The sequence below is a fragment of the Falsigemmobacter faecalis genome, assembly GCF_003863335.1.
Lineage (GTDB): Bacteria > Pseudomonadota > Alphaproteobacteria > Rhodobacterales > Rhodobacteraceae > Wagnerdoeblera > Wagnerdoeblera faecalis.
Genome location: NZ_RRAZ01000024.1, coordinates 1 through 23,237, shown reverse-complemented (window position 1 = coordinate 23,237; position 23,237 = coordinate 1). Strand labels below are relative to the sequence as shown.

Here is a 23,237-nt window from a genome sequence, read left to right as displayed (position 1 = left end):
AAACGCGGCTGCAAGGCGAAGATGGAAATTCCTGCAATGCATGCAGTCTTTGTGCAAAAATCCGGCAGAAGCTGTATGCAATTTTGCATGCCCGGTGTTTTTACCTGGGCAGCCGGGGCCTGGGGCATCGGTTTTGCATCCCTGTGCGGCGATGCCATCCGACTGCCGGTTGGCGGGACAGAAAACGTAAACACCCCCGACCGTTAGCGGTCGGGGGTGTTTGGTGTCAGGGCGGGCTATTCTGGCGCAGCTTCGGTCAGGTGCGCGCGCTCAGAGCAGAGCCTCCAGCTTCAGCGCGACCCCGGAGAGACCCCGCACCCGCGCATTGACCGAAAGCCAGGCCAGCCGTGCGGCGGCATCCTGCACGCTCTGACCTGCGGCGCGGATGTTGGACAGGCAGTTGCGCGCCTCATCCGTCAGCCCAGGCCGGGGCGCATGGGTGAAATAGATCCCCATACTGTCGGGCGAAGAGAGCCCCGGGCGTTCGCCGATCAGCACGGCGACCTGGCGGGCGCCGAGCCGGTGGGCGATCTCATCGCCGATGGCCACGCGCCCCTGTTCCACCAGCGTCAGCGGGGCGATGCGCAGACCCGCCATGGCGGGATGACCGAGAAAGGACTGCAGAAAGGCCGCTGCATTGGCCTCAATGGCGAGAGCAGAGAGCCCGTCCGCCACCACCAGCGCCAGATCGTACTCCCCCGGCGTCAGCCGCGCGGCGGAGGCTTCACTGAGCCTGCGGCCCAGATCCGGGCGCTGCAGATAAACACTCCGGTCCGGCGCGGCAGAGTGCAGCCGCAGCACCGGCGGCCCTAAACCTGCCAGGTCCTGTTCCATCTGCGCGGCAGGTAGCGGATAATGGACGGCGCGGCGCGCGCGGGCGTGATCGAGCTGAAACCGCAGATGCTCTGCCGTGGGCAGGCTGCGGCCGAGCGCAATGCGCGCGGGCGTCAGCTGGCGCAGCCCCTGCCAGGGATCGGGGCGCAGCCCGCTCATGGGGCAAGCCCCGGCAAAAGAAGCTGTGGCGCGCTGTCAGCCAGCCGTCCGGGGCCGTCCGCTGCTGCGATGCCCTTTGCCAAAAGCCAGTCCTGAAACTCCGGCGCGGGGTCTTTACCCAGGACCCGGCGCAGATACAGCGCGTCATGAAACGAGGTGGTCTGATAGTTCAGCATCACATCATCCGATCCGGGGATTCCCATGATGAAATTGACCCCCGCCACGCCAAGCAGCGTCAGCAGATCATCCATATCATTCTGATCGGCCTCCGCATGATTGGTGTGGCAGATATCACAGCCCATCGGCAGGCCTAAGAGCTTGGCGCAGAAGTGATCCTCCAGCCCCGCGCGGAGGATCTGTTTGCCATCGTATAGATATTCCGGTCCGATAAAGCCGACGACGGTGTTAACCAAAAGCGGCTCAACCATGCGGGCGACTGCATAGGCCCGCGTCTCCAGCGTCTGCTGATCGCAGCCGTGATGCGCCCCGGCGGAAAGCGCCGAGCCCTGGCCGGTTTCGAGATACATCACATTTTGCCCCAGCGTGCCGCGGTTGAGCGACAGTGCCGCCTCACGGCCCTCGCGCAGCAGCGCCAGATCGATGCCGAAAGAGCGGTTGGCGGCCTCGGTCCCGGCCACCGACTGAAAGACCAGATCCACCGGCACATTGCGCGAGATCAGCTCTATCGAGGTGGTGATATGGGCCAGAACGCAGCTCTGCGTGGGGATCTCATGGCGCGAGATCGCTTCATCAAGCAGGTGCAGCAGCTTTGCCGTGGCCCCGGGGCTGTCAGTGGCGGGGTTGATGCCGATCACCGCATCACCGCTGCCATACATCAGCCCGTCAAGCACCGAGGCCGCGATGCCGCGGGGGTCATCGGTCGGGTGATTGGGCTGCAGCCGGGTCGAAAGCCGCCCCCTCAGGCCCAGGGTATTGCGAAAGCGGGTGACCACCTCGCATTTGGCGGCAATCAGGATCAGGTCCTGGTTGCGGCAGATCTTGGCGGTTGCGGCCACCATTTCCGGCGTCAGCCCAGGGGACAGCGCGGCCAGCGCCTGCGGGCTTGCCAGATCCGACAGCAGCCAGTCGCGCAGCCCCCCCACCGTCAGCGAGGAGACCGGCGCAAAGGCGGCCGTATCATGGCTGTCCATGATCAGCCGGGTGATCTCATCGCGCTCATAGGGGATCAGCGCTTCGGTGAGAAAGGTCTTCAGCGGCAGATCGGCCAGCCGGATCTGCGCGGCCACCCGCTCTTCGGCGTCCCGCGCCGCCACGCCCGCCAGCTCATCGCCGGATCTGCGCGGCGTGGCTTTGGCCATGAGATCCGCCAGATCCGGAAAAGCGTGGCGATGTCCGCCCAGATCAATGTGATAGCGTGCCATGAGCCTCCTGGTCTGACTGGGGTCTCTCTGCCGCAGGGTGTCGTCGCTGCCGCAGGAGATGCCTTCCCGATGCGCCCGCCAGGGCCTGACGGCACTGACGCCCGTCCGGTCCGGCCGGATGCCCGGGGGATGGGCCCTCTAAGGAGGGCTCTGTCGCGCAGTAAAGCAAAAAATGCCCTGCAGGCGAACTGCTTTTTGCCTTTCTTCCGGCGCGGCTCCCGCCGCCTGCGGGACAGGCAGTCCTGCCCGAAATCAGGGCATGTCTATGGTGCAAAGAGGCGGGATCCGGCCTGGGGACGTCGCCTCCGCGTCCCGCTGCCGGATCAGAGTAAGGCCTTAAACCCTTTTCAGCAGGCTGACCGGAACAGAACCGGGGCAGCTCCGATTGCGGAAGAGCTGGCTTTAGGGGGGCTCAGAACTGATCTCCCGCTTTGCGGCCTTGCGCTTTTCCGGAGCCCGCCTTGATCCCAAGCCTGCCAGCGGAGGGGCCGGGGCCGATCTTACACCAGGCACCAGGTTCTTCAGGGCCGCGCAAATGCCGGCCTGCTTTTCCCAAGGCGAGGAACCGCCGTGGTGCCGGGGCACAGCCTCGGGTATACCTTCCCGGCTTTATCTGACGGCTTTTCCGCGGCGCGCAGAGTGAGTGCCGGCAACCGGCGGGCGCGCGGTGGCGGGGGCCATCAGGCGCACTCCGATGAGGGCGAAAACGATCCGCAGCAGATGGTGGCTGGAGACGAAAATCGGGTTCAGCTGCATGCTCATCGCGATCAGCGACATCTCGATAATACCGCCCGGCGCATAGGCCAGGAACACGGCGTAGCCGTCGACACCTGCAAGGCGCGACAGCGCCAGCGCAAATCCGATGGCGAGTGTCCCGCTCGCCAGAGAGGTGAACAGCGTCAGCCGCAGCGCGATCAGCAGAAGGCGCGGCGACATCGCCACGAATTTCGCACCCAGCCCGGCGCCGATCACGACCTGCGCGGCAATGATCACAAGAGGGGAGAGCGTGGCGGTGCTCAGCCCGGTCGCATGGGCCAGGGCACTCATCAGCAGGGGGCCGAAAAATACCGCAGCCGGAAGGCGCAGCAGATGCCCAAGGCCCGCGCCCGCAAGGCTGATGACGATCAGCTCTGCCGCCGCCCGCCACCAGGCCAGATCCGCCCCCTGCGGGCTGACCGGCAGCCGGCTGAGATCCTGGCCTGAGACCAGCGCAAGCCCCGGCGGGATCAGCAGCACGCAGGCAATCATCCGCAGAAGATGCAAAAGGGTCATCATCTGCACATCGCCCCCCGCCGCCTCGCCCATCTGGACGGATTCGACCAGGCCTCCGGGCACGGCGGCGTAAAAGGCCGTTGGCTCTGAAAGATGCGCAGAGCGGCGCAGGATGCGGTAAACCATCTGGTGCAGCAGCGGCAGATAGAGGCCAAGCGCCAGGATCGTCACCCACCATTGCGGCATGCCCGCGACAACCTCGGGCGTGAAGCCCGCGCCGATCCCCGCGCCCAGCAGCGGAATGGCGAGGCTGCGGGCGATGGGGGGCAGATCCACCCGGCCCGGCCCCGGCGAGATCCCGAGCACCGCGGCGAGCCCCACCACAAAGACCGAGCCCAGAAGCCAGGCCAGCGGGAGGGCGAGCCAGGCCGCCAGCGCCCCGCCGCAGAGCGCCAGAGCCAGCGTGCCAAGGGCGGTGCGGGGGCTGACCTCTCCCCAGATCCGGCCGGGGCGTTTCACACCCCGGCTCCGGGCTGCGGGTCAGACGCGCGGGTTCGCAGGATGCTTTCCATACTCAATCCAAGAAAACGTGCTTTCGACCATCTGTGCCTCAGGTCGGGCGAGAGCGCAATCCTCTATATCTGAGCCAAGCATCCGCTCTGCCGGATGGGGAGGTTGCGCCTGCGAAAACGAGGGCGCCCGCGGCAGTTCGTTTGACATAGCTGTCATTGAAGTCTAGCTTTTCTGCAGGTTTGAGGCCGGGTTCTGTCGGATTTGCGATCGGGGCTGGGTTCTCAGCAGCAGCGGGAGGGCTGTTGATCCTTGGACCCCTCACGGGTTCATATCGTCGGACAGAGCGGAAATGTCCCTTGGGAGGGGGTGAAGATGCAGCCGTGTAAAGCATACCAAATACTTGAAAACTACACAGATGCGGGTCGTGATCAGGCCGGGAGTGCGCGCAATGTCTGACCGCCCCTGGTCTCACCTGCTGCCGCCGGGGGTGCGGGCAGATTACAATCCGCCCGTGGCGACTTTGAATGAGCTGATGCGCCGCGCCATGTCGGAATTCGCGGGCAATCCGGCGCTGGAGTATTACGGCGCGCAAATGACCTATGGTGATCTGCGCGCCCGGGTGGCCCGGGTGGCGCGGGCGTTTCTGGCGGCGGGCCTGCAGCGCGGCGATCGGGTGGCGCTCTATCTGCCCAATACGGACTGGCAGCCGGTCTGGTTTCTGGGGGTGCTGGCAGCGGGCGGAACGGTGGTCAATCTCTCGCCGCTCGATGCGCCGCGCGAGCTTGCTCATAAGATGACCGACAGCGGTGCGCGCTGGCTGATCGGGGTGAATGGCGAGAGCGGTCTCAGCCGTATCGCGGGTCTGCGCCAGGCGCTGCCGGATCTGCGCATTCTGCTTTGTGAAGACCGGGTGACGCCGCCGGTGGTGCCCCTGCCGGGTTATGCCGAAGATGCGGAAGGCTTTCTGCACCCCCATGCCGGTGCAGACCTTCCGGAGGTCCCCGTCACGGGCGAAGACGTGGCGCTGTTGCAATATACCGGCGGCACCACGGGAGAGCCGAAGGCCGCGATCCTCAGCCAGCGCAATCTGGCGGCCGCGGTGCAGAGCTATGGTGAGCTTTTCCGCCTTGAGCCGCAATATGGCAGCGACCAGCGGGCGCTGGTCTATACGCCGCTCTTTCATATCTTCGGTCTGACGACCAATCTGCTGCGCCGCTTCAATGAGGGGGCGAAGGTCTATCTGCGCCAGCGCTTTGATGCCGCAGAGGCGCTTGATCTGATCCATGAGCACCGCATCACGGCCTTTGGCGGTGTGCCGACGATGTGGATTGCCCTTCTGCAGCAGCCCGGGATTGCCGGGAAAGACCTGTCTTCGATCAATTATGCCGTCTCGGGCGGTGCGCCTTTGCCGGTGGCGGTGATGCGCCGGGTGCGCGAGCTTACCGGGGTCAATATCCGTGGCGGCTGGGGCATGACCGAGACCTCGCCGGTAGGGATCAATATTCCGCCCGATCTGCCGCCTGGCAAAGAGGGCACCGTGGGGATTCCGGTGCCGGGGATTGATATTGAGATCGTCGATGCCGGGGATCCGCGCCGGGTTCTGGGACCTGAGGAGCGGGGCGAGCTGCGCGTGCGCGGCCCCTCGGTGACGCGCGGGTACTGGAACCGGCCTGAGGCCACGCAGGAGGCCTTTGTTGATGGCTGGCTGATGACGGGGGATATCGGTTACCGCGACAGCGACGGCTATTTCTATATCGTCGACCGCAAGAAAGATCTCATCGTTTCCTCGGGCTTCAACGTCTATCCGGTGATGATTGAGCGGGCGATCCATGAGCATCCCGATGTTGCGGATGTGGCGGTGATCGGCATTCCCGACCCTTACCGCGGAGAGGCGGCCAGGGCCTTTGTGGTGCTGCGCCAGGGCGCAGAGCCCTTCACGCTTGAGGCCTTGAACCGCTTTCTCGCAGAGCGGATCGGGCGGCATGAGATGCCGCAGGAATTGGAATTCCGCACGGATCTGCCGCGCACGGCGGTGGGAAAAACCTCTCGCCTCGCGCTGCGCGACGAGGATCGCCGCAGGCGGTCGGAAACCGCTGGCTGAGGTGGCGCCCGCTTTGCCGATAAGGGGGAGCGGGCGCGGTCACGACCTGGGTATGCGGCGACCGGTCGGATCTGGCTTTGAGTTATCAGTATGTCACGCGCCACAGGGTAATCCGTTGAGTTATTTAAATCAGACAGGTCACATACGGAAAATTCTGAAGCGGAAGTTAATTTTTTGAGTATTGGGTATAGCAATTCGCGCCATATCGCATAGTCTCATACCTGCCCGGTGGAAGAGTCGGGTTACTTTGGGAGGAGTATTCAATGTCCGGGCATCCTGCATGGCGGATGTGGTGTCGGCCTGTGGCCGCGCTGCTGGCGACAACCATTCTGAGCGCCGCCTCAGCCGCTGCGGCGGGAAGCGTGGCGGTCGGGCTGGAATCTGAACTGCGCGGCTTTGATACCGTGCAGGGGGGCTCGCTTGATCCGGCAGGTGAGATCACCATGCGGGCGATTCAGGAGCCGCTTCTGAAGTATGATTATGAGACCGGTGAATTCCGCCCGCTGCTGGCGACGGAGTGGAGCGTAAGTGACGATCAGACCGTCTGGACGTTCACACTCCGCCCGGGCGTGAAATTCCACGACGGCTCTGATTTCACCGCCACGGATGTCGCGCATCACTTCAACCGCACGCTCGATCCGGCGCAGAAGGCGGCGGCGCGCAGCACGCTTTCGGCGATCAGCAAGGTTGTCGAGATTGATCCGCATGTTGTGGAATTTCATCTCAAACACCCCTGGCCCGCGCTGCCGCTGATGCTGGCGAGCACGGGGATGAGCGGGCCGATCCCGTCGCATAAAGCCGTGGACGCGGGGACGCAGAACCGCAATCCCATCGGCACCGGACCCTTCCGCATGGCGCGCTGGAGTTCGGGGGACCGGATCGTGGCTGAGCGGTTTGAGGATTACTGGGCCTCAGATGAGATCACGCTGGATCAGGTTGTCTTCCGCTTTCTGCCGGACACGCAGACCCGCTATGCCTCGCTGAAATCGGGCGATATTGATGTGCTCTGGACCGATCGCGGGCAGACCATCCATGACGCGCTGAAGGACCCGGGTCTGAAGCCCCATATCATCGACGGCGCCGGGGCCGAGACGATTATCCTGAACGCGCGCAAAGCGCCTCTGTCGGACAAGCGGGTGCGCGCGGCCGTGGCTCATGCCTGGAACCAGGCGGCTCTGGTGCAGGTCTCGTGGCAGAATACCCGCCCGGTGGTCTCGCATCCTCTGGGCACCAATGTGGACTGCGGGCCCGATAATTACCGCGCCTATGACCCGGCAAAGGCCAAAGAGCTGCTGGCGGAGGTCGGTGCCGTGGCGCCGCTGAATTTCGTTCATACCGCCACCTCCCGCGGGCGCGAGCTGGGCGAGCTGATGCAGCAGATGCTCAGGCAGGTCGGCGTTCAGGTGGTGCTGGAGCCGGTCGATCAGTCCACGCTGATGCGGCGCTATTACACCCATGACTATGACATCATCGGCTGGCGCTTCCCGGACAGTGCCGACATGGCCCCGCAGCTGTTCTCGGCGATCCATTCCGGCTCGACGACCAATCTCAGCGGCGTCTCAAACCCGGAGCTTGATGCCCTGGCCGAGAAGATGCGTCTGGCCTCCACCCGCGAAGACAGCCTGAAGCTGCAATGCGAGGTGGTGGCGGGGATGAATGAGGAAGTGGCGGTGATGTACCGCGGTGGCGGGCGCTATCACGTGTTCACCAACCCGCGGGTCACCGAGATGCCGAAACCCTGGCGCGGGATCGTGGATGTGACGCGCATCCGCGTGGCCGATTGACCGGCGCTTACGGGCTGCAGGAGAGGGGACGCTTTTGCCTTATCTGATGCGCAGGCTGCAGCGCCTGCTGATTGTTCTGCTGGTGGTGACGTTTTCGACCTTTCTTCTGGTCAGTGTTCTGCCGGGTGATGCGGCCTATCAGATCGGCGGCATGGATGCGTCGCCCGAAGAGATTGAAGCGATCCGCGAGGATCTGGGGCTCAACAGCCCCGTTATCCTGCGCTATCTCTCCTGGGTGGCGGGTCTGATCCAGGGCGACTGGGGCACCTCGCTGCTGACCGGAGAAAGCGTCTGGGACGCGCTGGTTGAGCGCGTGCCGGTCTCGATGCAGCTGATGGTCATGGCGCAGATCATGGCGCTGACACTCGCCATTCCGGCGGGGATTATCGGGGCCTGGCGCCCCGATGGTCCGGCCGACCGGGCATTGACGGCGGTGGGCTTCGCCTGCGTCTCGATGCCGGGCTTTATGACGGCGATCCTGCTGATTTATTATGTCTCGCTGCATCTCGGCTGGCTTCCGGCCACCGGCTATGAGCCGATGAGTGCGGGTCTCTGGGCCAATCTGAAGCCGATGATCCTGCCCGCGCTCAGTCTTGCGCTGGTGGAATGGACCGCGCTGATGCGTACCCTGCGGGCTGAGATGATCAGCACGCTGCAGGAAAATTACATCTCGCTGGCCCGCGCCAAGGGCATGGGAACACTGCGCATTCTGCTGGTTCATGCGCTGCGGCCCTCGGGGTTTTCCACCATCACCATTCTGGGCCTGCAGGTGGCGCGGCTATTGGGCGGAGCCATTATTCTGGAGCAGATTTTCGGCATTCCCGGCATCGGGCGGCTGCTGGTCCATGCGGTTTATACCCGCGATCTGGTCGTCATCCAGGGCTGCGTGACTTTCTTTGCGCTGACCTATGTGGCGGTGAATTTCCTTGTCGATCTGGCCTATGCCTGGCTCGACCCCCGGGTTCGGGAGGCCCGCAGTCATGGCTGATCTCTCACGGGCTGAGAGGGCCCCGCGACCTGCTGCCCCCTCCGGCACCGCCGCCCCCATGGATCGGGCGGCCCGCAATGCCCGCGCGGCGGCCGCCCATCAAAAGGCGCGCCGGGTGGGTCCGGTGTTCTGGATCTCGCTGGCCTGGCTGGCGCTGGTCACTCTGGCGGCGGTCTTTGCGGATGTGCTGGGCCTTGCCGCCCCCGATCAATCCGACTGGATGGCGCTGAAAGCCCCGCCGGGGACCGGGGGGCATCTGCTTGGCACCGATCCTCTGGGGCGCGATGTGCTGTCGCGGGTGATCCATGGCGCGCGGGTCTCGCTGACGGTGGGGATTACCGCGCCGGTGATCGGCGTGGGGCTGGGGCTGATCCTTGGCCTTGCGGCGGGCTATTACCGTGGCTGGATTGATGAGGTGATCGGCATTGTGATTGACAGCTGGCTGGCCATTCCGGGGCTGGTGATCCTGCTGCTTTTCTCGGTGCTTTATGGCGGTAGCCTCTTTATGGTCTGCCTGTCGCTGGGGCTGTTGTTCATCCCTTCGGCTGCGCGGATCACCCGGGCCGCGACCCTTAGTTGCACGGGGCGGGAGTATGTTCTGGCCGCCCGCGCCCTCGGGGCTTCGGATTTCCGCATCATCACCCGCGAGGTCTTTCCCAATATCATCTGGCCGCTGCTGGCCTTTGTGATGATCGACATTCCCATCGCGATCGTGGTCGAGGGCTCGCTCAGCTTTCTGGGGCTTTCGGTCCAGGCCCCGACCCCAAGCTGGGGTGGCATGATCTCAGAGGGGCGCGAATATCTTGAGGCTGCCCCCCATATCAGCCTGATCCCGACGGCGGTGATGTTTCTCACCGTGCTGAGTTTCAACCTCGCAGGAGATGCCATGCGCCGGCGCGTCTCAGGCGGTCGTGGCGGAGCGATCTGATGACCCTGCAAACCCCGGTCCTTGAAGTGCAGGATCTGCGCACCGCCTTTGTCACCGCACGCGGTATGCTTCAGGCCGTCGATGGCGTCTCCTTCCGGCTGGAGCGCGGACAGATCCTCGCCATCGTCGGCGAATCCGGCAGCGGTAAATCGGTGCTCTCGCGCAGCATTCTGGGGCTGCTGCCCCGGGGGGCAGAGACCTCTGCCACGGCGCAGGTGCTGCTGAACGGTCAGGACCTCACGCGCCTGCCCGAGCGTCAGCTGCGTCGCCTGCGCGGGCGCCGGGCCTCGATGATTTTTCAGGATCCGATGACCTCGCTGAACCCCACGCTGAGCATCGGGGCGCAGATCGTCGAAGTGCTGGTCTTTCACATGGGGCTTGCCAAAGCTGCCGCCCGCGCCCGCGCGGCAGAGCTTCTGCGCTCGGTCGGTCTGCCCGAGCCCGGGCTGCAGCTTGACCGCTATCCGCATCAGCTCTCCGGGGGCATGCGCCAGCGTGTGGCCATTGCCATTGCGCTGGCCTGTGAGCCGGATCTGCTGATCGCGGATGAGCCGACAACGGCGCTGGATGTAACGGTCCAGGCCGAGATCCTTGATCTTTTGCGCCGCGAAGTGCGCGAGCGGCAGATGTCGATGATCCTGATCACCCATGACATGGGGATCGTGGCCGGCCATGCCGATGAGGTGGCGGTGATGTATGCCGGTCGCATCGTTGAGCGCGCGCCGGTGCGCCCGCTTTTTGCGCAGACGCGGATGCCCTATACCCGCGCGCTTCTCGACTCCATCCCGCAGCTTTCCGCCCCCGCCCATGGCAGGCTGGAGGCCATTGGCGGGCGGCCCCCCGATCTGGTGGAGCCGCCGCCCGGATGCAGCTTTGAGCCGCGCTGCCGCTTTGCCACCGCGCGCTGCCGCGCCGATGCGCCGCCCCTTCAGGGCGACGGAGTTCACAGCTTTGCCTGCTGGCACCCTCTGAGATGACGGGACAGAACCGATGAATGCCCAGACCCGCCCGCCCGCCGATCCTTTTCTTGATGTCGACAATCTGACGGTCAGTTATTCCCTTGGCCGGGGTCGCAGCCTGCAGGCGGTGGCAGGGCTCAGCTTCACCCTGCACCGGGGCGAGACCCTGGGGCTGGTGGGCGAATCCGGCTGCGGAAAATCCTCAGCCGCGCGTGCCATTATGCAGCTGCCCCGCCCCTCGGCCGGGCAGGTACGGCTGGGTGGCACCGATCTGACCGCGCTGCGCGGCCGCGCGCTGCAGCAGGCCCGGGCGCGGTTTCAGATCGTCTTTCAGGACCCGGTTGCCGCGCTGAACCCCCGCCATACGATCCGGCAGATCCTCTCCGCACCGCTGGAGATTGCCGGGATCCGCGAGCCGCGCGCCGCGCGGGAGGCGCGTCTGATCGCCATGCTCGACCGTGTGGGGCTGCACGGCACCCAGGCGCTGGACCGCAGGCCGCATGAGTTTTCCGGCGGGCAGTGTCAGCGCATCTCGATCGCGCGGGCGCTGATCCTGCGGCCCGAGCTTCTGGTCTGTGATGAGGCGGTCTCGGCGCTGGATGTCTCGGTGCAGGCGCAGATCCTGAACCTGCTGGAAGAGATCCGGGCGGAATTTGGCCTTACGATGCTGTTCATCAGCCATGATCTGGCGGTGGTGCGGCATGTCTCGGACCGGGTCGCGGTGATGTATCTCGGTGCGATGTGCGAACTCTCGGAGTCCGCCTCGCTTTATGCGCGGCCTGCGCATCCCTACACCCGGGCGCTGCTGGCGGCGGTGCCGCGGCCTGATCCGGATTATGCCAGAGGCGCGCCGCAGCTGGTGCCGGGGGAGCTGCCCTCGCCGCTGAACCCGCCCTCGGGCTGTCGGTTTCGCACCCGCTGCCCGCTGGCCTCGCCGCGCTGCGCGGCAGAGGTGCCGCAGATGCGCCCGCTCTCGGCGGGGCGGATGGTCGCCTGCCATCACCCGCTCTGATCCCTGCCCGGTGGTCCGGGCAGGGCAGGGCGCTCAGGCGCGGGCGGCGGTTTGGGCGATCAGATCCGCGATCTGCGCCTCAAGGGCGGGCGGGATGTTATGCCCCATGCCGGGGATTTCGTGATACTGCGCGCCCGGGATCGCCGCGGCGGTATCGCGGCCGCCCTCCGGGCGGACCAGGGGATCCTCGGCGCCATGGATCACGGTGACGGGCAGGCGCAGGTCGTTCAGCAGCGGGCGGCGATCCGGGGCCGCCATGACGGCCGCATAATGGCGCAGAAAGCCGCTGGGCCGGTAGGCACGGTCCAACGAGGCCTCCGACGCCCTGCGCAGATCGGCGGGATCCTCGGGATAGCCGGGGCTGCCCAGAATAAGGGCGCCGGAGACCGAGGCGTCAAGCCAGCCCTCGCGGTCGGTCTCGGGGGAAAGGCGCGGGCGCAGCAAAACGGCCTGCGCCTGCGGGGTGGCACCAGGCAGCGCGGGATTTCCGGTCCCCGACATGATGGAGGTCAGCGACAAAACCCGGTTGGGATGCCGGATCGCCAGAAGCTGCGCGATCATCCCGCCCATGGAGCCGCCGGCGACATGGGCGGCTTTAACCCCAAGCGCGCTCAGCAGATCGGCGCAGTCATCGGCCATATCCTCCAGTCGGTAGGGCGGCGTCAATCCACGCCCTGCCGCGCGGTCTGCCATCATTGACTGAATATCAGGTATGCCACTTTGCTCAAAACCGTCCGAGAGCCCGGTGTCGCGGTTGTCCAGGCGGATCACCCGGAATCCGCGGCCTGCAAGCGTCTTCACGAAGCTGTCTTTCCACCACAACATCTGGGTGCCAATTCCGCTTATCAGCAGCAGATCAGTGGGATTTCCTTCGCCTTCGATGTCGTGGCACAGGGTCAGACCTGCGGTCTTCAGTCTTTGCATGGGGGATCTCCTTCTTAAATTCCGGGCAGTGCCCGGTTGCGTTCCGACACAGTGAAACGATTTTCTGCGCTCTGGACAAACACTATTTGAAAGATGAGTATGTTTTTGCTAGCCAGAGAGAAAGCAGGAGGAGTGAGAGGGATGGCCATGACGCAACCGGAGTTTGATGTGCTGATTATCGGTGCGGGTCTGTCTGGGATCGGGGTGGCCCGCTATCTGAAAACCCGCTGCCCCGATCAGCGCTTTGCCATTCTGGAGAGCAAGCCGCGCATCGGCGGGACCTGGGATCTTTTCCGCTACCCCGGCATCCGCTCGGATAGTGACATGCATACCATGGGCTATGCCTTCAAGCCCTGGACCAATGCCCGGGCCATCGCCGACGGCGGCGCGATTCTGAACTACATCCGCGAGACGGCCGAGGAAAATCACCTCACGCAGATGATCCGTTTTGATCACCAGGTCAAAAGCGCCACCTGGTCCTCGGCCGAGCAGATCTGGCGGCTGGAGGTGCTTCATGACGGCGGGATCCGCAGCCTGACCTGCCGCTTTCTCTTCTCCTGCGCGGGCTATTACCGCCACCATGAGGGCTATCTGCCGGAGTGGCCCGGTTATGAGGACTATCAGGGACAGCTGGTCCATCCGCAGTTCTGGCCCGAAGACCTTGATTACAGTGGCAAAAAGATCATCGTGATCGGCTCGGGTGCGACGGCGGTGACGCTGACCCCGACCCTTGCGCAGAAGGCGGCGCATGTCTGGCAGGTGCAGCGCTCGCCGACCTATGTGGTGTCGCGCCCGGGTGAGGATGAATTTGCCAACCGCCTGCGGCGCTGGCTGCCCGAGAAACTCGCCTATCCGATCACCCGCTGGCGCACCATTTTTGGCAGCGCGAAACGGCGTAAACGCATGGTTGCCAATCTTGAGGGCACGCGGAAAATGCTGATCGGCGCGGTCGCAAAGGAACTGCCGCCCGATTACGACTGGAAAACCCATTTCGTGCCGCGCTATCTGCCGGGGCAGCAGCGGATCTGCGCGGTGCCCGATGGCGATATGTTCCGTACCCTCTCAGAGGGGAAGGCCAGCATGGTCACCGGCGAGATCCGCCGCTTTACGCCGACCGGGGTTGAGATGACCGATGGCACCCATCTGGAGGCCGATCTCATCATCACCGCCACCGGATTGGTGATGGAATCGCTGGGCGGGCTGGAGATTGTGGTGGACGGCCAGGCGGTCGATCGCTCAAAGCTGTTGATCTACAAGGGCTTTATGTATTCGAACCTGCCGAACCTCGTCTATTTCACCGGCTATACCAATGCTTCCTGGACGCTGAAGGTGGATCTGGTCGCCGATTATGCCTGCCGCCTGCTGCGTTTCATGCAGCGCAAAGGCCATACCCAGGTGGTCCCGGCGGCGAATGAGGCCGATGTGGCCAATGTGAATTCGGCGCTGAAATTCATCTCGGGCTATGTCGTGCGTGCCGCGCACCGCCTGCCTAAACACGGCAAAGCCTGGCCCTGGATCCATGAGCAGGATTATTTCTGGGACCGCAAAACCCTGAAGCGCGGCCGGATTGATGACGGCACGCTGCAGTTCAGCCGCGGCACGCCCGTCCGGCTGCCCGCGGCCCAGATTGCGGAGGGGTCTGACCAGGTTGCGGCGGAATGAGGGGCCTTTCAGCCCTCGTCAATCGCGGCCGTCAGCGGCAGGCCCCGCGCCAGCGCCCCGGCATAGACCTCGATCGCGCGGGCGGTCGAGGGCATGGTGTCGGGCCATTGGTGAAAGTCGAAGGCCGAGTTGATCAGCGCCAGCAGGCAGTGCCCGCCGATCCCGGCATGCACCGGCCTGAGCGAGCCATCCGCCGCGCCCCGCGCCAGCATCGCGCCAAAGCCATTGGCCATCCAGGCCGCATGGGTGATGGTCTCGCGCCGCATCTCGGCGGGCAGGGCCTGCATGGCGGTGGTGCGCAGCAGCGGAAAGCGGGCGTCGAACTGAATGGCCAGCAGATCCGACAGCACCTGCGCCAGCCGCTGCCCCCAGGGCCCGGCCAGGGCCGAGGCGCGGTCCTGGATCTGCACCACGCGGCTGTAGCTCGACCGGAAGCATTCCAGCACCAGATCGTCTTTGCTGTCGATGTGGTGATAAAAGCTCCCCTTCGAAAGGTTCAGCTGCGCCGCGATCTCATCGACAGAGGCCCCGCGATAGCCGCGCGCATTCAGCATCAGGGTCGCTGCGCGCAGATAGGCGGCACTGCTGTCCTCCTCGCCGGGTGCGGGTTGATTGAGATGGGGCTGCCAGGGGGTGGCAGCGCCCAGAAAGCCATGGCGCAGCAGATCCATCAGCGCGTCATGCACAAAGTCAAAGTCATGCAGCGCGAAATCGGGCAGCCAGGCGCGCATCCAATGCAGCAGATCCAGCAGCACATGCGCGCAGGCGCGGCGCTGCAGATAAAGCCCCCGGTCCTCCAGAGGGCCGAAAAATCCGGCCACCCGGCGCGAGATTTCGGCATAGCCGCTGATCAGCGCGGCCCGCGCCGGATCCTCCAGCGCGCGCAGATCGCCCAAAAGCGCCAGCGGCGGCTTTTCCCCGCGCCGCACGGCGGCGCTGTAATCAAGCCGCAGCCGCAACAGACGGCTGACCCGCGCCATGGGGTCCGGGGCCAGCGCCGCTTCGCGGGTCATCTCATCGAGCTGCAGGATGGTTTCTTCGATCGCGGCCGCGGCCAGAAGCTCGCGCTTGCGGAAGTAATAGGTGATCGAGGTGGTGTTCATTTCCACCGCTTTCGCCACCTCCACAAAGGTCAGTCCCCGCACACCGTGCTGGTTTATCAGCACCGCAGCGGCATCAAGAATGGCACGGCGGCGCTTCTCAAACTTTGCGGAACTGCGGCGCTCAGGGGTGGGATCGGTCAAGGGAGGCCGTCCTTTTGAAAATGAAAACGAAGGAATGAGGCGCTAAAGCCTTAAAATTCAGGCATACCGCACTGATAATGCGGGATCGGGTATGGAGCAAGGGAGGACAGAATGACAGTCTCAATCGAAGGTAAGGTGGTGCTGATCACCGGAGCCGCATCGGGCATTGGCCGCGCAACGGCGCTGCGTTTTGCAAAGGCGGGCGCGCTGGTGGTGCTGGGGGATCGCGACAGCGCCGTGAGCGCGCTGGCGGCTGAGATCGAGGCGGCTGGCGGTCAGGCGGCAGCGCTGGAAATGGACGCGGGGGCAGAGGCGGATGTGATCGCAGCCGTCACCCTTGCGCGGGAGCGGTTTGGCGGGCTTGATGCCTGTTTCGCCAATGCGGGGATTACCGGCGGGCCGCTCGCCTCTTATTTTGATGCCACGCCTGAGGCCTGGGCCGAAATTCTGCGGGTCAATCTGATCGGCCCCTATCTGGCGATCCGCCACGCCGCGCCCGAGATGCAGCGCCGGGGCGGCGGCTCGATCATCGTCACCGCATCGGTGGCGGGGATGCGGGCGGGGGCGGGGCCGGCGGCCTATTCGGCTTCGAAGGCGGGTGTGATCAACCTGGTGCAGACCGCCGCTCAAGCGCTGGCGGGCAGCGGCATCCGGGTGAATGCGCTCTGCCCGGGCCTGATTGAAACGGCGATGACGAAGCGGCTTTATGACCAGGCGCGGGCGGCCGGGCAGGAGGACCAGATCGGCCGCCGCAACCCGATGCGCCGTGGCGGGATCCCGGATGAGATCGCCAAGGCGGCGCTCTTTCTGGTCTCGGATCTGGCAAGCTATGTGAACGGCCAGGCCATTCCGGTCGACGGTGGCCTGTCGTCCTCGCATCCCTATTCCGAGCGGCCTGCCGATCCGCGGGTCGCCGTGCTGCGCTGAGACCAGGGGCTGCGTCCGGGCCGGGCGCAGCCTGCAGATCAAAAAGAGTTGCCGATAGAGGTCTCTCTCCTGCAGGCTGCGGGCGGGAGCAGGGGGAGAGAGACAATGGAAAGTGAGATCCGCGGCCAGGTGGCGGTCCTTTGGCTGGCGCAGCCGCCGGTGAATGCGCTTGGGCATGAGATGCGTCTGTGGCTGCAAAATGCGCTGACTGCGGCTGAGGCCGATCCCGGTGTGCGGGCCATTGTGCTGGCCTCGCGGCTGAAGACCTTCAGCGCGGGGGCCGATATCCGCGAGTTTGAGGCGGGCGCTTTGCCGCCGCTGCTGCCCGATCTGATTTTGCAGATTGAGGCGGGTCGTAAACCCGTTGTGGCGGCGATCGATGGCGCGGCCCTTGGCGGCGGGCTGGAGCTGGCGCTTGGCTGTCGCGCCCGGGTGCTGGGCCCCAAAGCCCGTGTTGGTCTGCCGGAAGTGACGCTTGGGCTGCTGCCTGGCGCGGGCGGCACGCAGCGCCTGCCGCCTCTGACGGGTCTGGTGCGGGCGCTTGATCTGATCGCCTCGGGTAAGCCATTGGATCCAAAGGCGGCGCTTGCGGCGGGTGTGGCGGATCTGCTCGCCCCCTCTGAGGAGCTGATTGAGGCGGGTTCGGCCCTCGCGCTGCGCCTTGCAGCGGGGGACGCCCTGCCGCGCCCTGCCGGGATCGACGCGGCGGGCTTTGAAGAGGCAGCGGCCGCGCTTATGCAGTCCCGCGGCGATGATCCGGCCATCGCGGCCATCATCGACTGCCTGCGCGCGGCGGCGCATCTGCCCCTGGCGGAGGGCCTGAGCCGTGAGCGGGAGGCGTTTAATGCACTGCGTCTTCATCCCCGCTCCAAGGCGCTGCGCTATGCGTTTTTTGCTGAGCGCGGTACGGGTGGCGCGGGGCGTCCGGCCCTGCCGCGTCAGATCGGGGTGATCGGCGGCGGCACCATGGGGGCGGGCATCGCCATGGCCTTTGCGGCGAAAGGCTTTGCGGTGACGCTTTGCGAGACCGATGAGGCCGCAGCCGGACGGGCGCGGGCGCGCGTCGAAGAAAGCTACGCCCATTCCGTGGCGCGCGGCTCGCTGAGCGCGGCGGCGCGGGATGCGCAACTGGCGGCGATCCGCTTTGAGGGCGCTCTGACCGGGCTTGCCGCCGCGGATCTGATCATCGAAGCGGCCTTTGAAGACATCGCCGTCAAAGAGCAGATCTTCGGCCAGATCGCGCAGATCGCGCGCCCCGATGCGGTGCTGGCCAGCAATACCTCTTATCTCGATATCGACCGGATCGCGGGCTTTGCATCCGGACCAGAGCGGGTGGCGGGGATGCATTTCTTCAGCCCCGCCAATGTGATGAAGCTTGTGGAAGTGGTGCGCGGCCCGCGCAGCTCTCCGGCGGCCATTGATCTGATCACCGCGACCGCGCGGGCCATCGGCAAGCTGCCGGTGGTGGTCGGGAACTGCCATGGCTTTGTCGGCAACCGCATGCTCGCGCAGCGCACCGCCCAGGTCGAGGCGCTGTTGCAGGAAGGCGCGCTGCCCGAAGATCTCGACGCGGCCTTCACTGCGTTTGGCGGGAAGCTCGGCCCCTGTGCGGTGGCGGATCTGGCGGGCCTCGATATCGGCTGGCGCAACCGACAGGCGACGGGGCAGACAGCGCCGGTCGCCGATGCGCTGGTGGAAGCGGGGCGGCTCGGGCAGAAAACCAGGCGCGGCTATTACCGCTACGGCGCCGATGGCCGCAGGCCTGAGCCCGACCCGGAGGTGGCGGCGCTGATCCGCGACACCTCTGCGCGGCTGGGCATCACGCGGCGCGCTATCGGGCAGGCAGAGCTGACAGACCGGCTGATCCTGCCGATGATCAATGAGGGCGCGCGGATCCTGGAGGAGGGGATTGCCGCCTCGGCCAGCGATATCGATGCGATCTGGCTCAATGGCTACGGCTTTCCGCGCTGGCGCGGCGGGCCGATGTTTTACGCCGATGAACGCGGGCTGGCCGGGATTGTCGCAGGTCTTGATCACTACGCGGAGCAGACCGGCAATGCCCGTCTGCGCCCCTGCGCTTTGCTGCGCGGGCTGGCCGCCACAGGCGGGCGGCTGACCGACCCGTCCCGGACCCTTTCAGGAGTGACGCCATGACCGAAGCCGTTTTCGTCGCCACCACCCGCACGGCCATTGGCAGGGCCTTTCGCGGGGCCTTTAACGACACCGCCGGGGTGGATCTGGCCGCTCCCCTGATCCGTCATCTGGTCGAAAGCAGCGGCCTGCAGCCGCAGGACATTGAGGAAGTGATCCTTGGCTGCGGCTATCCCGAAGGGGCCACGGGCGGCAACCTGGCCCGCGCGGCCGCGCTGCGGGCAGGGCTGCCCGTCAGCTCTGCGGGGGTGATGGTCTCGCGCTTTTGTGCCTCGGGGCTGGATGCGATTGCCCAAGGGGCGCGGGCGATCCGGCTCGACGGTCTGGGCGCGGTGATTGCGGGGGGCGTTGAATCGATCAGCCTGACCGCCTCAGATCCCAACCGAAAGCGTCTGCGCAATGACTGGCTGGCGGAGCATATGCCGGGGCTTTATCATCCGATGATCGAGACCGCCGATCTGGTCGCCGCGCGCTACGGCATTTCGCGGCAGGCCCAGGATGCCTTTGCACTGGAAAGCCAGCGGCGCACCGCCGCCGCGCAGGAGGCGGGAATTTTCGACGACGAAATCCTGCCGATGACCGTCAGCCAGCAGGTCACCGACCGCGCCACCGGCGAGACCTCGGCAAAGCGCGTCACCCTCAGCCGCGATGAGGGGAACCGCCCCGAGACCACCGCCGGGGGACTGGCCGCGCTGAAGCCCGTCCGCGAGGGCGGCTTTATCACCGCCGGAAACGCCAGCCAGCTCTCGGACGGGGCGGCGATGGTGCTTTTGATGTCGCGCCACGAGGCCGAGACGCGCGGGCTGCCGGTTCTGGGCAGCTTTGCGGGCTTTGCCTCTGCGGGCTGCGCGCCCGAAGAGATGGGGATCGGCCCGGTCTTTGCGGTGCCGCGCCTGCTGCAGCGCCATGGCCTGCGGGTCGAAGACATTGATCTTTGGGAGCTGAATGAGGCCTTCGCCAGCCAGGCGGTCTATTGCGCCGAAGAGCTGGGCATCGCCTCTGATCGGTTGAACGTCAATGGCGGCGCGATTTCCATTGGTCATCCTTACGGCATGAGCGGCGCGCGCCTGACCGGGCATCTGCTGCGCGAAGGGCAGCGCCGGGGGGCAAAATGGGGCGTGGTCACTATGTGCGTGGCGGGCGGCATGGGCTGTGCGGGGCTGATCCGCTTCTGAGCGGCTCACTGCAGGTCCCCGTGACAGTCTCAAGGCACTCGTAAGACTATGACAAGTCAATATCGTAAGGAGGAGCATCGGCTCTCACCTGCAAGACCGTCTCACATCGGGTGCTGCGCGGTTAAGCCTGCCAGGGGGAAAGGAACCTGGCCCCTTTGGGGGCAGTCGCAGTCGAAACGGCGACCCGCCGGAGAGGAACAGGCGCCATTCACCGGGCGCTGTTGCGTGCATGTCTTTGAGTTTTTGTTTTGACGGGACGTGCCAGCAACTGTGTTTCTTTCCGGCTGCAGCGTTCCATTTCTGCCTTGATTTCGCAATCGCCACGAGCCGCGCGGCGATTATAATGATCACGACGTTATGGGGCTTCTCCTTATCGCGCAGAGGCTGTGCTGCGGTCGTCAGAGTTGGATTGTGCAGGGAAGCCGTGAGCGCTGCCTGAAACAGCGCCTGCCGTAAGTCCCTTCTCCCGCCAGCGCTCATACGGCGTCCTCTCAGGGCGCCGCTGTCCTGGGCGAGGGTGCCAGGCCTGTCATGGAGCCCGGTTCGGGCATTTCTGCACTCAGAAGGCTGGCACAAACAGGGCCAATGCCCGGCACAAAGCGCAGCAGCCTCTCATCTTCGTCCATTCTTCGTCCATGTCGTCAGAGGCGCAGATCAGCCTTCGGATCCGCTCTCGATATCACGGATCCGGGCTTCGATTGCCACAATAAGTTCCTGATCAAGAGTCTTTATAGCCGCTGGCGCATCCTGTTTCCGTCGCGCCGAACTCTGCGCTCTCAGGCGCTGCTTTATCTCCACGAGTTGCGCATGCTTGGTCGTGTAAGACCTTAATGCCACAATGGTTTCATCCGGCAGCTCCCGGCCGGCTTCAGGGCGAAAAGCCATGAAGGCAGCAATGAATTCCGCATCAATGCGCTCCGTTTTGGCATGCGTGCCGCGAGACCTCGCAAAGGCCTTGATCTGAGCCGGAGGCAGCGGAACCGCTGCGATATCCGCCTGCTCTAAGCGCTGCCAAAGCCGCCATTCCAAACCTCCTGTGGCCTCAACCCCGACCTTCAGCGTCCCCCAGACACAGGATCAAGGCTGGTGGCCTGCTGAGGTGTTCGGAAATCTGAACCCTTGGCCGACAGGGGCTCTGAAGCCATCAGGCCAGTCCCTCGATTTCGCCTGAGCGTCTGACCGGTGCCAGCCTGCTGCAGATCCTTTACGCGCTCCGATCCGAATGGCAGCTGATGGAGCAGATGACCGACAACCTGCTGTTGTGCGGGTTCGTCGGCCTGCGCGTGGAGGAGCGTGTCTGGGGTCCTGCCGTATGCAGCAAGCACCGTGATCGGTTGCTGAACACGGATATGTTCCGCCGCATCATGGCGGCGATCCTTGCCCATCGTGAGGTAAAGCCTCTCTTGTCCGATAAGCCTTTCTCGGTTGATGGCACTCTGGTCAAAGCCTGGGCTTCCATGAAGAGTTTTCGCCGGAAGGAGGAGAGGACCCCGGGGGCGATGCTCCAGGCATATCTCCAGGCCCTCAAGCCGCCACCGTCGCGCCAGTCACGTCCTAGAATACCGAAGCCAGCCAGATGCCCGCCAGATACCTCCAGAGCCGCAATGCGGCAGTCGATTTCCGCGCAGAGACGGGCAGCAACGCAACTCATGCCTCGGCAACGGATCCGCAGGCACGGCTTTACAGGAAGTCGCGGGGTGCCAGTGCACATGCTGTGCTACACTGGCCATGCGCTGATGGAAAACCGTGCGGGCCTGATCGTGCAGGGCGATCTGACCCAGGCTGATGGACAGGCAGAGCACAGCGTCGCATGATCCATTGTCAGTCACCCGGGTTCGCCCGCAGATTGACGCTGGGTGGTGACCGGAACTTCGATGTCGCCTTCTTCGTGCCCGACCTGCGAAAAGCTTGTGTCACACCCCATGCTGCCCGGAAATCACAGCACTCAGCCATTGATCGTCGGACTACATGCCGCAAGGGATACGCCATGTCCCTCAAACATCGCAAACGGATCGAGGACGCGTTCGGCTGGGCAAAAATCATCGGAGGCATTGCACAAACCGCCTGTCGCGGCATCGGATTCATGCGCGCGCTTCATCAGGGCCATGGCCGCCAACAATCTCGCAAGGCTGCCGAAATTGCCGGCTGCATGACGACCTCAGGCAAGCACGGCATGCAAGCGTGCGATTAGGACGAGAAATCAAAGCAAAACCGGCCCTGGTGAAGAATAACCGTCCTGCGCAGCTGACTTTTTCAGCAGCCTGTTAAGTGCCTGGTCGAAATGGGGCCAGTACGGCCGGAAATTGGCGTAGAAATGGGTTTTCAAGGCTTAGAGTATGATCTATAAGAAGCCGTCATAAGGCTAAAAAGCTTTCTACCTCCGTAGTATAACGGATGAAGCATGGATGTTCACTCTAAGGACATCCGAACTTGGCTAAAGGGCTCATAAAGCAAGGCGAGAGTTTTCGGGATACCTCGCGAGTTCTGGCCACTGCGGCAGGAAACTGGCGTAGAAACTGGTTGAGAAAGCCAAAAAGATAGAATACAGACAATGGCTTCGGCTCTCGTAGCATAATGGATAATGCAGCGGTCTTCTAAACCGACGAGTGCAGGTTCGAATCCTGCCGAGAGCGCCATCCCCTTTATTTGTTGCGGATGAAGCATAAGAGTGCGCAAAAGCGGGGTTTTGCGTGCGCACTCATGTCAAATGATTTCTTTGTGACTTTGCGGGCAATCGTCCTATCTCGCCAGCCTACTTGGAATCCCATGAGTAATATGACCGTATTTGGCGGAAGGGAGGCTGTAGGTGTCGCAGCATTTCTGTGACAGTGAGAGGTCAAACCCGACGGTCATCTGACCTATGTCAGCGCTCCCCTCGCTCACGAGTTGGCAAGCTGATTTACTCATTCAACTGCGCAGCTAGCGATACCAAGTCAACAACTTTCCAGCCTTGGTCCATAGCCGGCCCCACCAACGTCGTTGCTTCAGATTTTCGCAGTGCAAGCCCGAGAAATTCTCTCGGGCGTGTCACACCCACAAAAACGTTCGTCGCAGCGGTCAGCCCTACTCCGGTGAATGACTGAGCAACAACACCGAACGCGCGAGGAAGCACTGTGGTGAGATCAATGCACTGCTGCTCGGCTCGCCGACCTTTCCATACCTCGCTTTCGACAACGAGAGTGCCATCAACGCTTTTACCTTTGACCGAATGGATCGATCCTAATCGCAGGGTGAGATTGAGGTGATCCCCATCTCTTGGACAGGATGTGGCGCTTTTTAAGC

At 64.4% G+C, this 23,237-nt stretch carries 18 protein-coding genes, 1 tRNA gene and 2 pseudogenes; 13 read left to right on the top strand and 8 right to left on the bottom strand.

The genetic code is table 11. The features are described from left to right. Window positions 1–270: 270 nt before the first annotated feature. The 3 genes from eutC to EG244_RS14850 all read right to left on the bottom strand — a co-directional run bounded on the left by eutC (window position 271) and on the right by EG244_RS14850 (window position 4,106). Complete coding sequence (gene eutC / locus EG244_RS14860) at window positions 271–993, bottom strand: ethanolamine ammonia-lyase subunit EutC (protein ID WP_124965838.1); 723 nt, start codon at window positions 991–993, stop codon at window positions 271–273. Beyond that, on the bottom strand, window positions 990–2,375 hold the full coding sequence (locus tag EG244_RS14855) for an ethanolamine ammonia-lyase subunit EutB (protein WP_124965836.1): 1,386 nt from the start codon (window positions 2,373–2,375) through the stop codon (window positions 990–992). Before EG244_RS14855 ends, eutC begins: the two co-directional genes overlap by 4 nt. Before the next feature lie 609 nt (window positions 2,376–2,984). Beyond that, on the bottom strand, window positions 2,985–4,106 hold the full coding sequence (locus EG244_RS14850) for an AbrB family transcriptional regulator (RefSeq protein WP_124965834.1): 1,122 nt from the start codon (window positions 4,104–4,106) through the stop codon (window positions 2,985–2,987). A gap of 442 nt (window positions 4,107–4,548) precedes the next feature. Between EG244_RS14850 and EG244_RS14845 the strand changes: the two genes are divergently transcribed. From EG244_RS14845 to EG244_RS14820, 6 genes are all read left to right on the top strand, one after another. After that, window positions 4,549–6,201 (top strand): AMP-binding protein, encoded by a 1,653-nt coding sequence (locus EG244_RS14845; protein ID WP_158617319.1) that lies wholly within the window; start codon window positions 4,549–4,551, stop codon window positions 6,199–6,201. Between the two features lie 263 nt (window positions 6,202–6,464). Then, window positions 6,465–7,985 (top strand): ABC transporter substrate-binding protein, encoded by a 1,521-nt coding sequence (locus EG244_RS14840; RefSeq protein WP_124965830.1) that lies wholly within the window; start codon window positions 6,465–6,467, stop codon window positions 7,983–7,985. Between the two features lie 34 nt (window positions 7,986–8,019). Continuing rightward, complete coding sequence (locus EG244_RS14835; protein WP_199737992.1) at window positions 8,020–8,973, top strand: ABC transporter permease; 954 nt, start codon at window positions 8,020–8,022, stop codon at window positions 8,971–8,973. Further along, entirely contained in the window at window positions 8,966–9,901 is a 936-nt protein-coding gene (locus tag EG244_RS14830) for an ABC transporter permease (RefSeq protein WP_199737991.1), read from the top strand. Before EG244_RS14835 ends, EG244_RS14830 begins: the two co-directional genes overlap by 8 nt. Then, entirely contained in the window at window positions 9,901–10,878 is a 978-nt protein-coding gene (locus EG244_RS14825) for an ABC transporter ATP-binding protein (RefSeq protein WP_124965828.1), read from the top strand. The genes EG244_RS14830 and EG244_RS14825 overlap by 1 nt, the downstream gene beginning before the upstream one ends. 13 nt (window positions 10,879–10,891) lie before the next feature. Then, on the top strand, window positions 10,892–11,872 hold the full coding sequence (locus EG244_RS14820; protein ID WP_124965826.1) for an ABC transporter ATP-binding protein: 981 nt from the start codon (window positions 10,892–10,894) through the stop codon (window positions 11,870–11,872). A 33-nt stretch (window positions 11,873–11,905) separates the two neighbouring features. Here EG244_RS14820 and EG244_RS14815 read toward each other — a convergent pair whose 3' ends face one another. Next, a complete protein-coding gene (locus EG244_RS14815; protein WP_124965825.1) occupies window positions 11,906–12,796 on the bottom strand; it encodes an alpha/beta fold hydrolase in 891 nt (296 codons plus the stop codon). 141 nt (window positions 12,797–12,937) lie between these two features. Between EG244_RS14815 and EG244_RS14810 the strand changes: the two genes are divergently transcribed. Further along, window positions 12,938–14,458, top strand: a complete 1,521-nt coding sequence (locus EG244_RS14810) for a flavin-containing monooxygenase (protein ID WP_233589031.1) — start codon at window positions 12,938–12,940, stop codon at window positions 14,456–14,458. An 8-nt stretch (window positions 14,459–14,466) separates the two neighbouring features. Here EG244_RS14810 and EG244_RS14805 read toward each other — a convergent pair whose 3' ends face one another. Then, complete coding sequence (locus EG244_RS14805) at window positions 14,467–15,702, bottom strand: TetR/AcrR family transcriptional regulator (RefSeq protein WP_124965823.1); 1,236 nt, start codon at window positions 15,700–15,702, stop codon at window positions 14,467–14,469. A gap of 111 nt (window positions 15,703–15,813) precedes the next feature. Between EG244_RS14805 and EG244_RS14800 the strand changes: the two genes are divergently transcribed. The 3 genes from EG244_RS14800 (at window position 15,814) to EG244_RS14790 (ending at window position 19,955) form a co-directional block, all read left to right on the top strand. After that, window positions 15,814–16,629 (top strand): SDR family NAD(P)-dependent oxidoreductase, encoded by an 816-nt coding sequence (locus tag EG244_RS14800; protein ID WP_124965821.1) that lies wholly within the window; start codon window positions 15,814–15,816, stop codon window positions 16,627–16,629. A 105-nt stretch (window positions 16,630–16,734) separates the two neighbouring features. Beyond that, on the top strand, window positions 16,735–18,783 hold the full coding sequence (locus EG244_RS14795) for a 3-hydroxyacyl-CoA dehydrogenase NAD-binding domain-containing protein (RefSeq protein ID WP_124965819.1): 2,049 nt from the start codon (window positions 16,735–16,737) through the stop codon (window positions 18,781–18,783). Further along, window positions 18,780–19,955, top strand: a complete 1,176-nt coding sequence (locus EG244_RS14790) for an acetyl-CoA C-acyltransferase (RefSeq protein WP_124965818.1) — start codon at window positions 18,780–18,782, stop codon at window positions 19,953–19,955. Before EG244_RS14795 ends, EG244_RS14790 begins: the two co-directional genes overlap by 4 nt. 84 nt (window positions 19,956–20,039) lie before the next feature. Here the strand turns inward: EG244_RS14790 and EG244_RS21515 are convergent, their stop codons facing one another. Further along, a complete protein-coding gene (locus EG244_RS21515) occupies window positions 20,040–20,531 on the bottom strand; it encodes a transposase (protein WP_407644048.1) in 492 nt (163 codons plus the stop codon). Between the two features lie 78 nt (window positions 20,532–20,609). Further along, a complete protein-coding gene (locus tag EG244_RS20700; protein ID WP_267900287.1) occupies window positions 20,610–21,014 on the bottom strand; it encodes an IS110 family transposase in 405 nt (134 codons plus the stop codon). 92 nt (window positions 21,015–21,106) lie between these two features. On the opposite strand from EG244_RS20700, the pseudogene EG244_RS21510 reads away from it, so the two are divergent. The 3 genes and pseudogenes from EG244_RS21510 to EG244_RS14770 form a co-directional block, all read left to right on the top strand. Beyond that, a pseudogene (locus EG244_RS21510) lies at window positions 21,107–21,436 on the top strand (transposase); the annotation flags it as partial. 108 nt (window positions 21,437–21,544) lie between these two features. Further along, window positions 21,545–22,108 (top strand): annotated as a pseudogene (locus tag EG244_RS21505) (IS5/IS1182 family transposase); the annotation flags it as partial. Between the two features lie 407 nt (window positions 22,109–22,515). Next, window positions 22,516–22,591 (top strand) — tRNA-Arg (locus EG244_RS14770). A gap of 263 nt (window positions 22,592–22,854) precedes the next feature. On the opposite strand, the gene EG244_RS21005 is transcribed toward EG244_RS14770, so the two are convergent. Continuing rightward, window positions 22,855–23,237 (bottom strand): hypothetical protein (locus EG244_RS21005; RefSeq protein ID WP_233589030.1); only part of this gene is annotated, 383 nt, incomplete at its 5' end.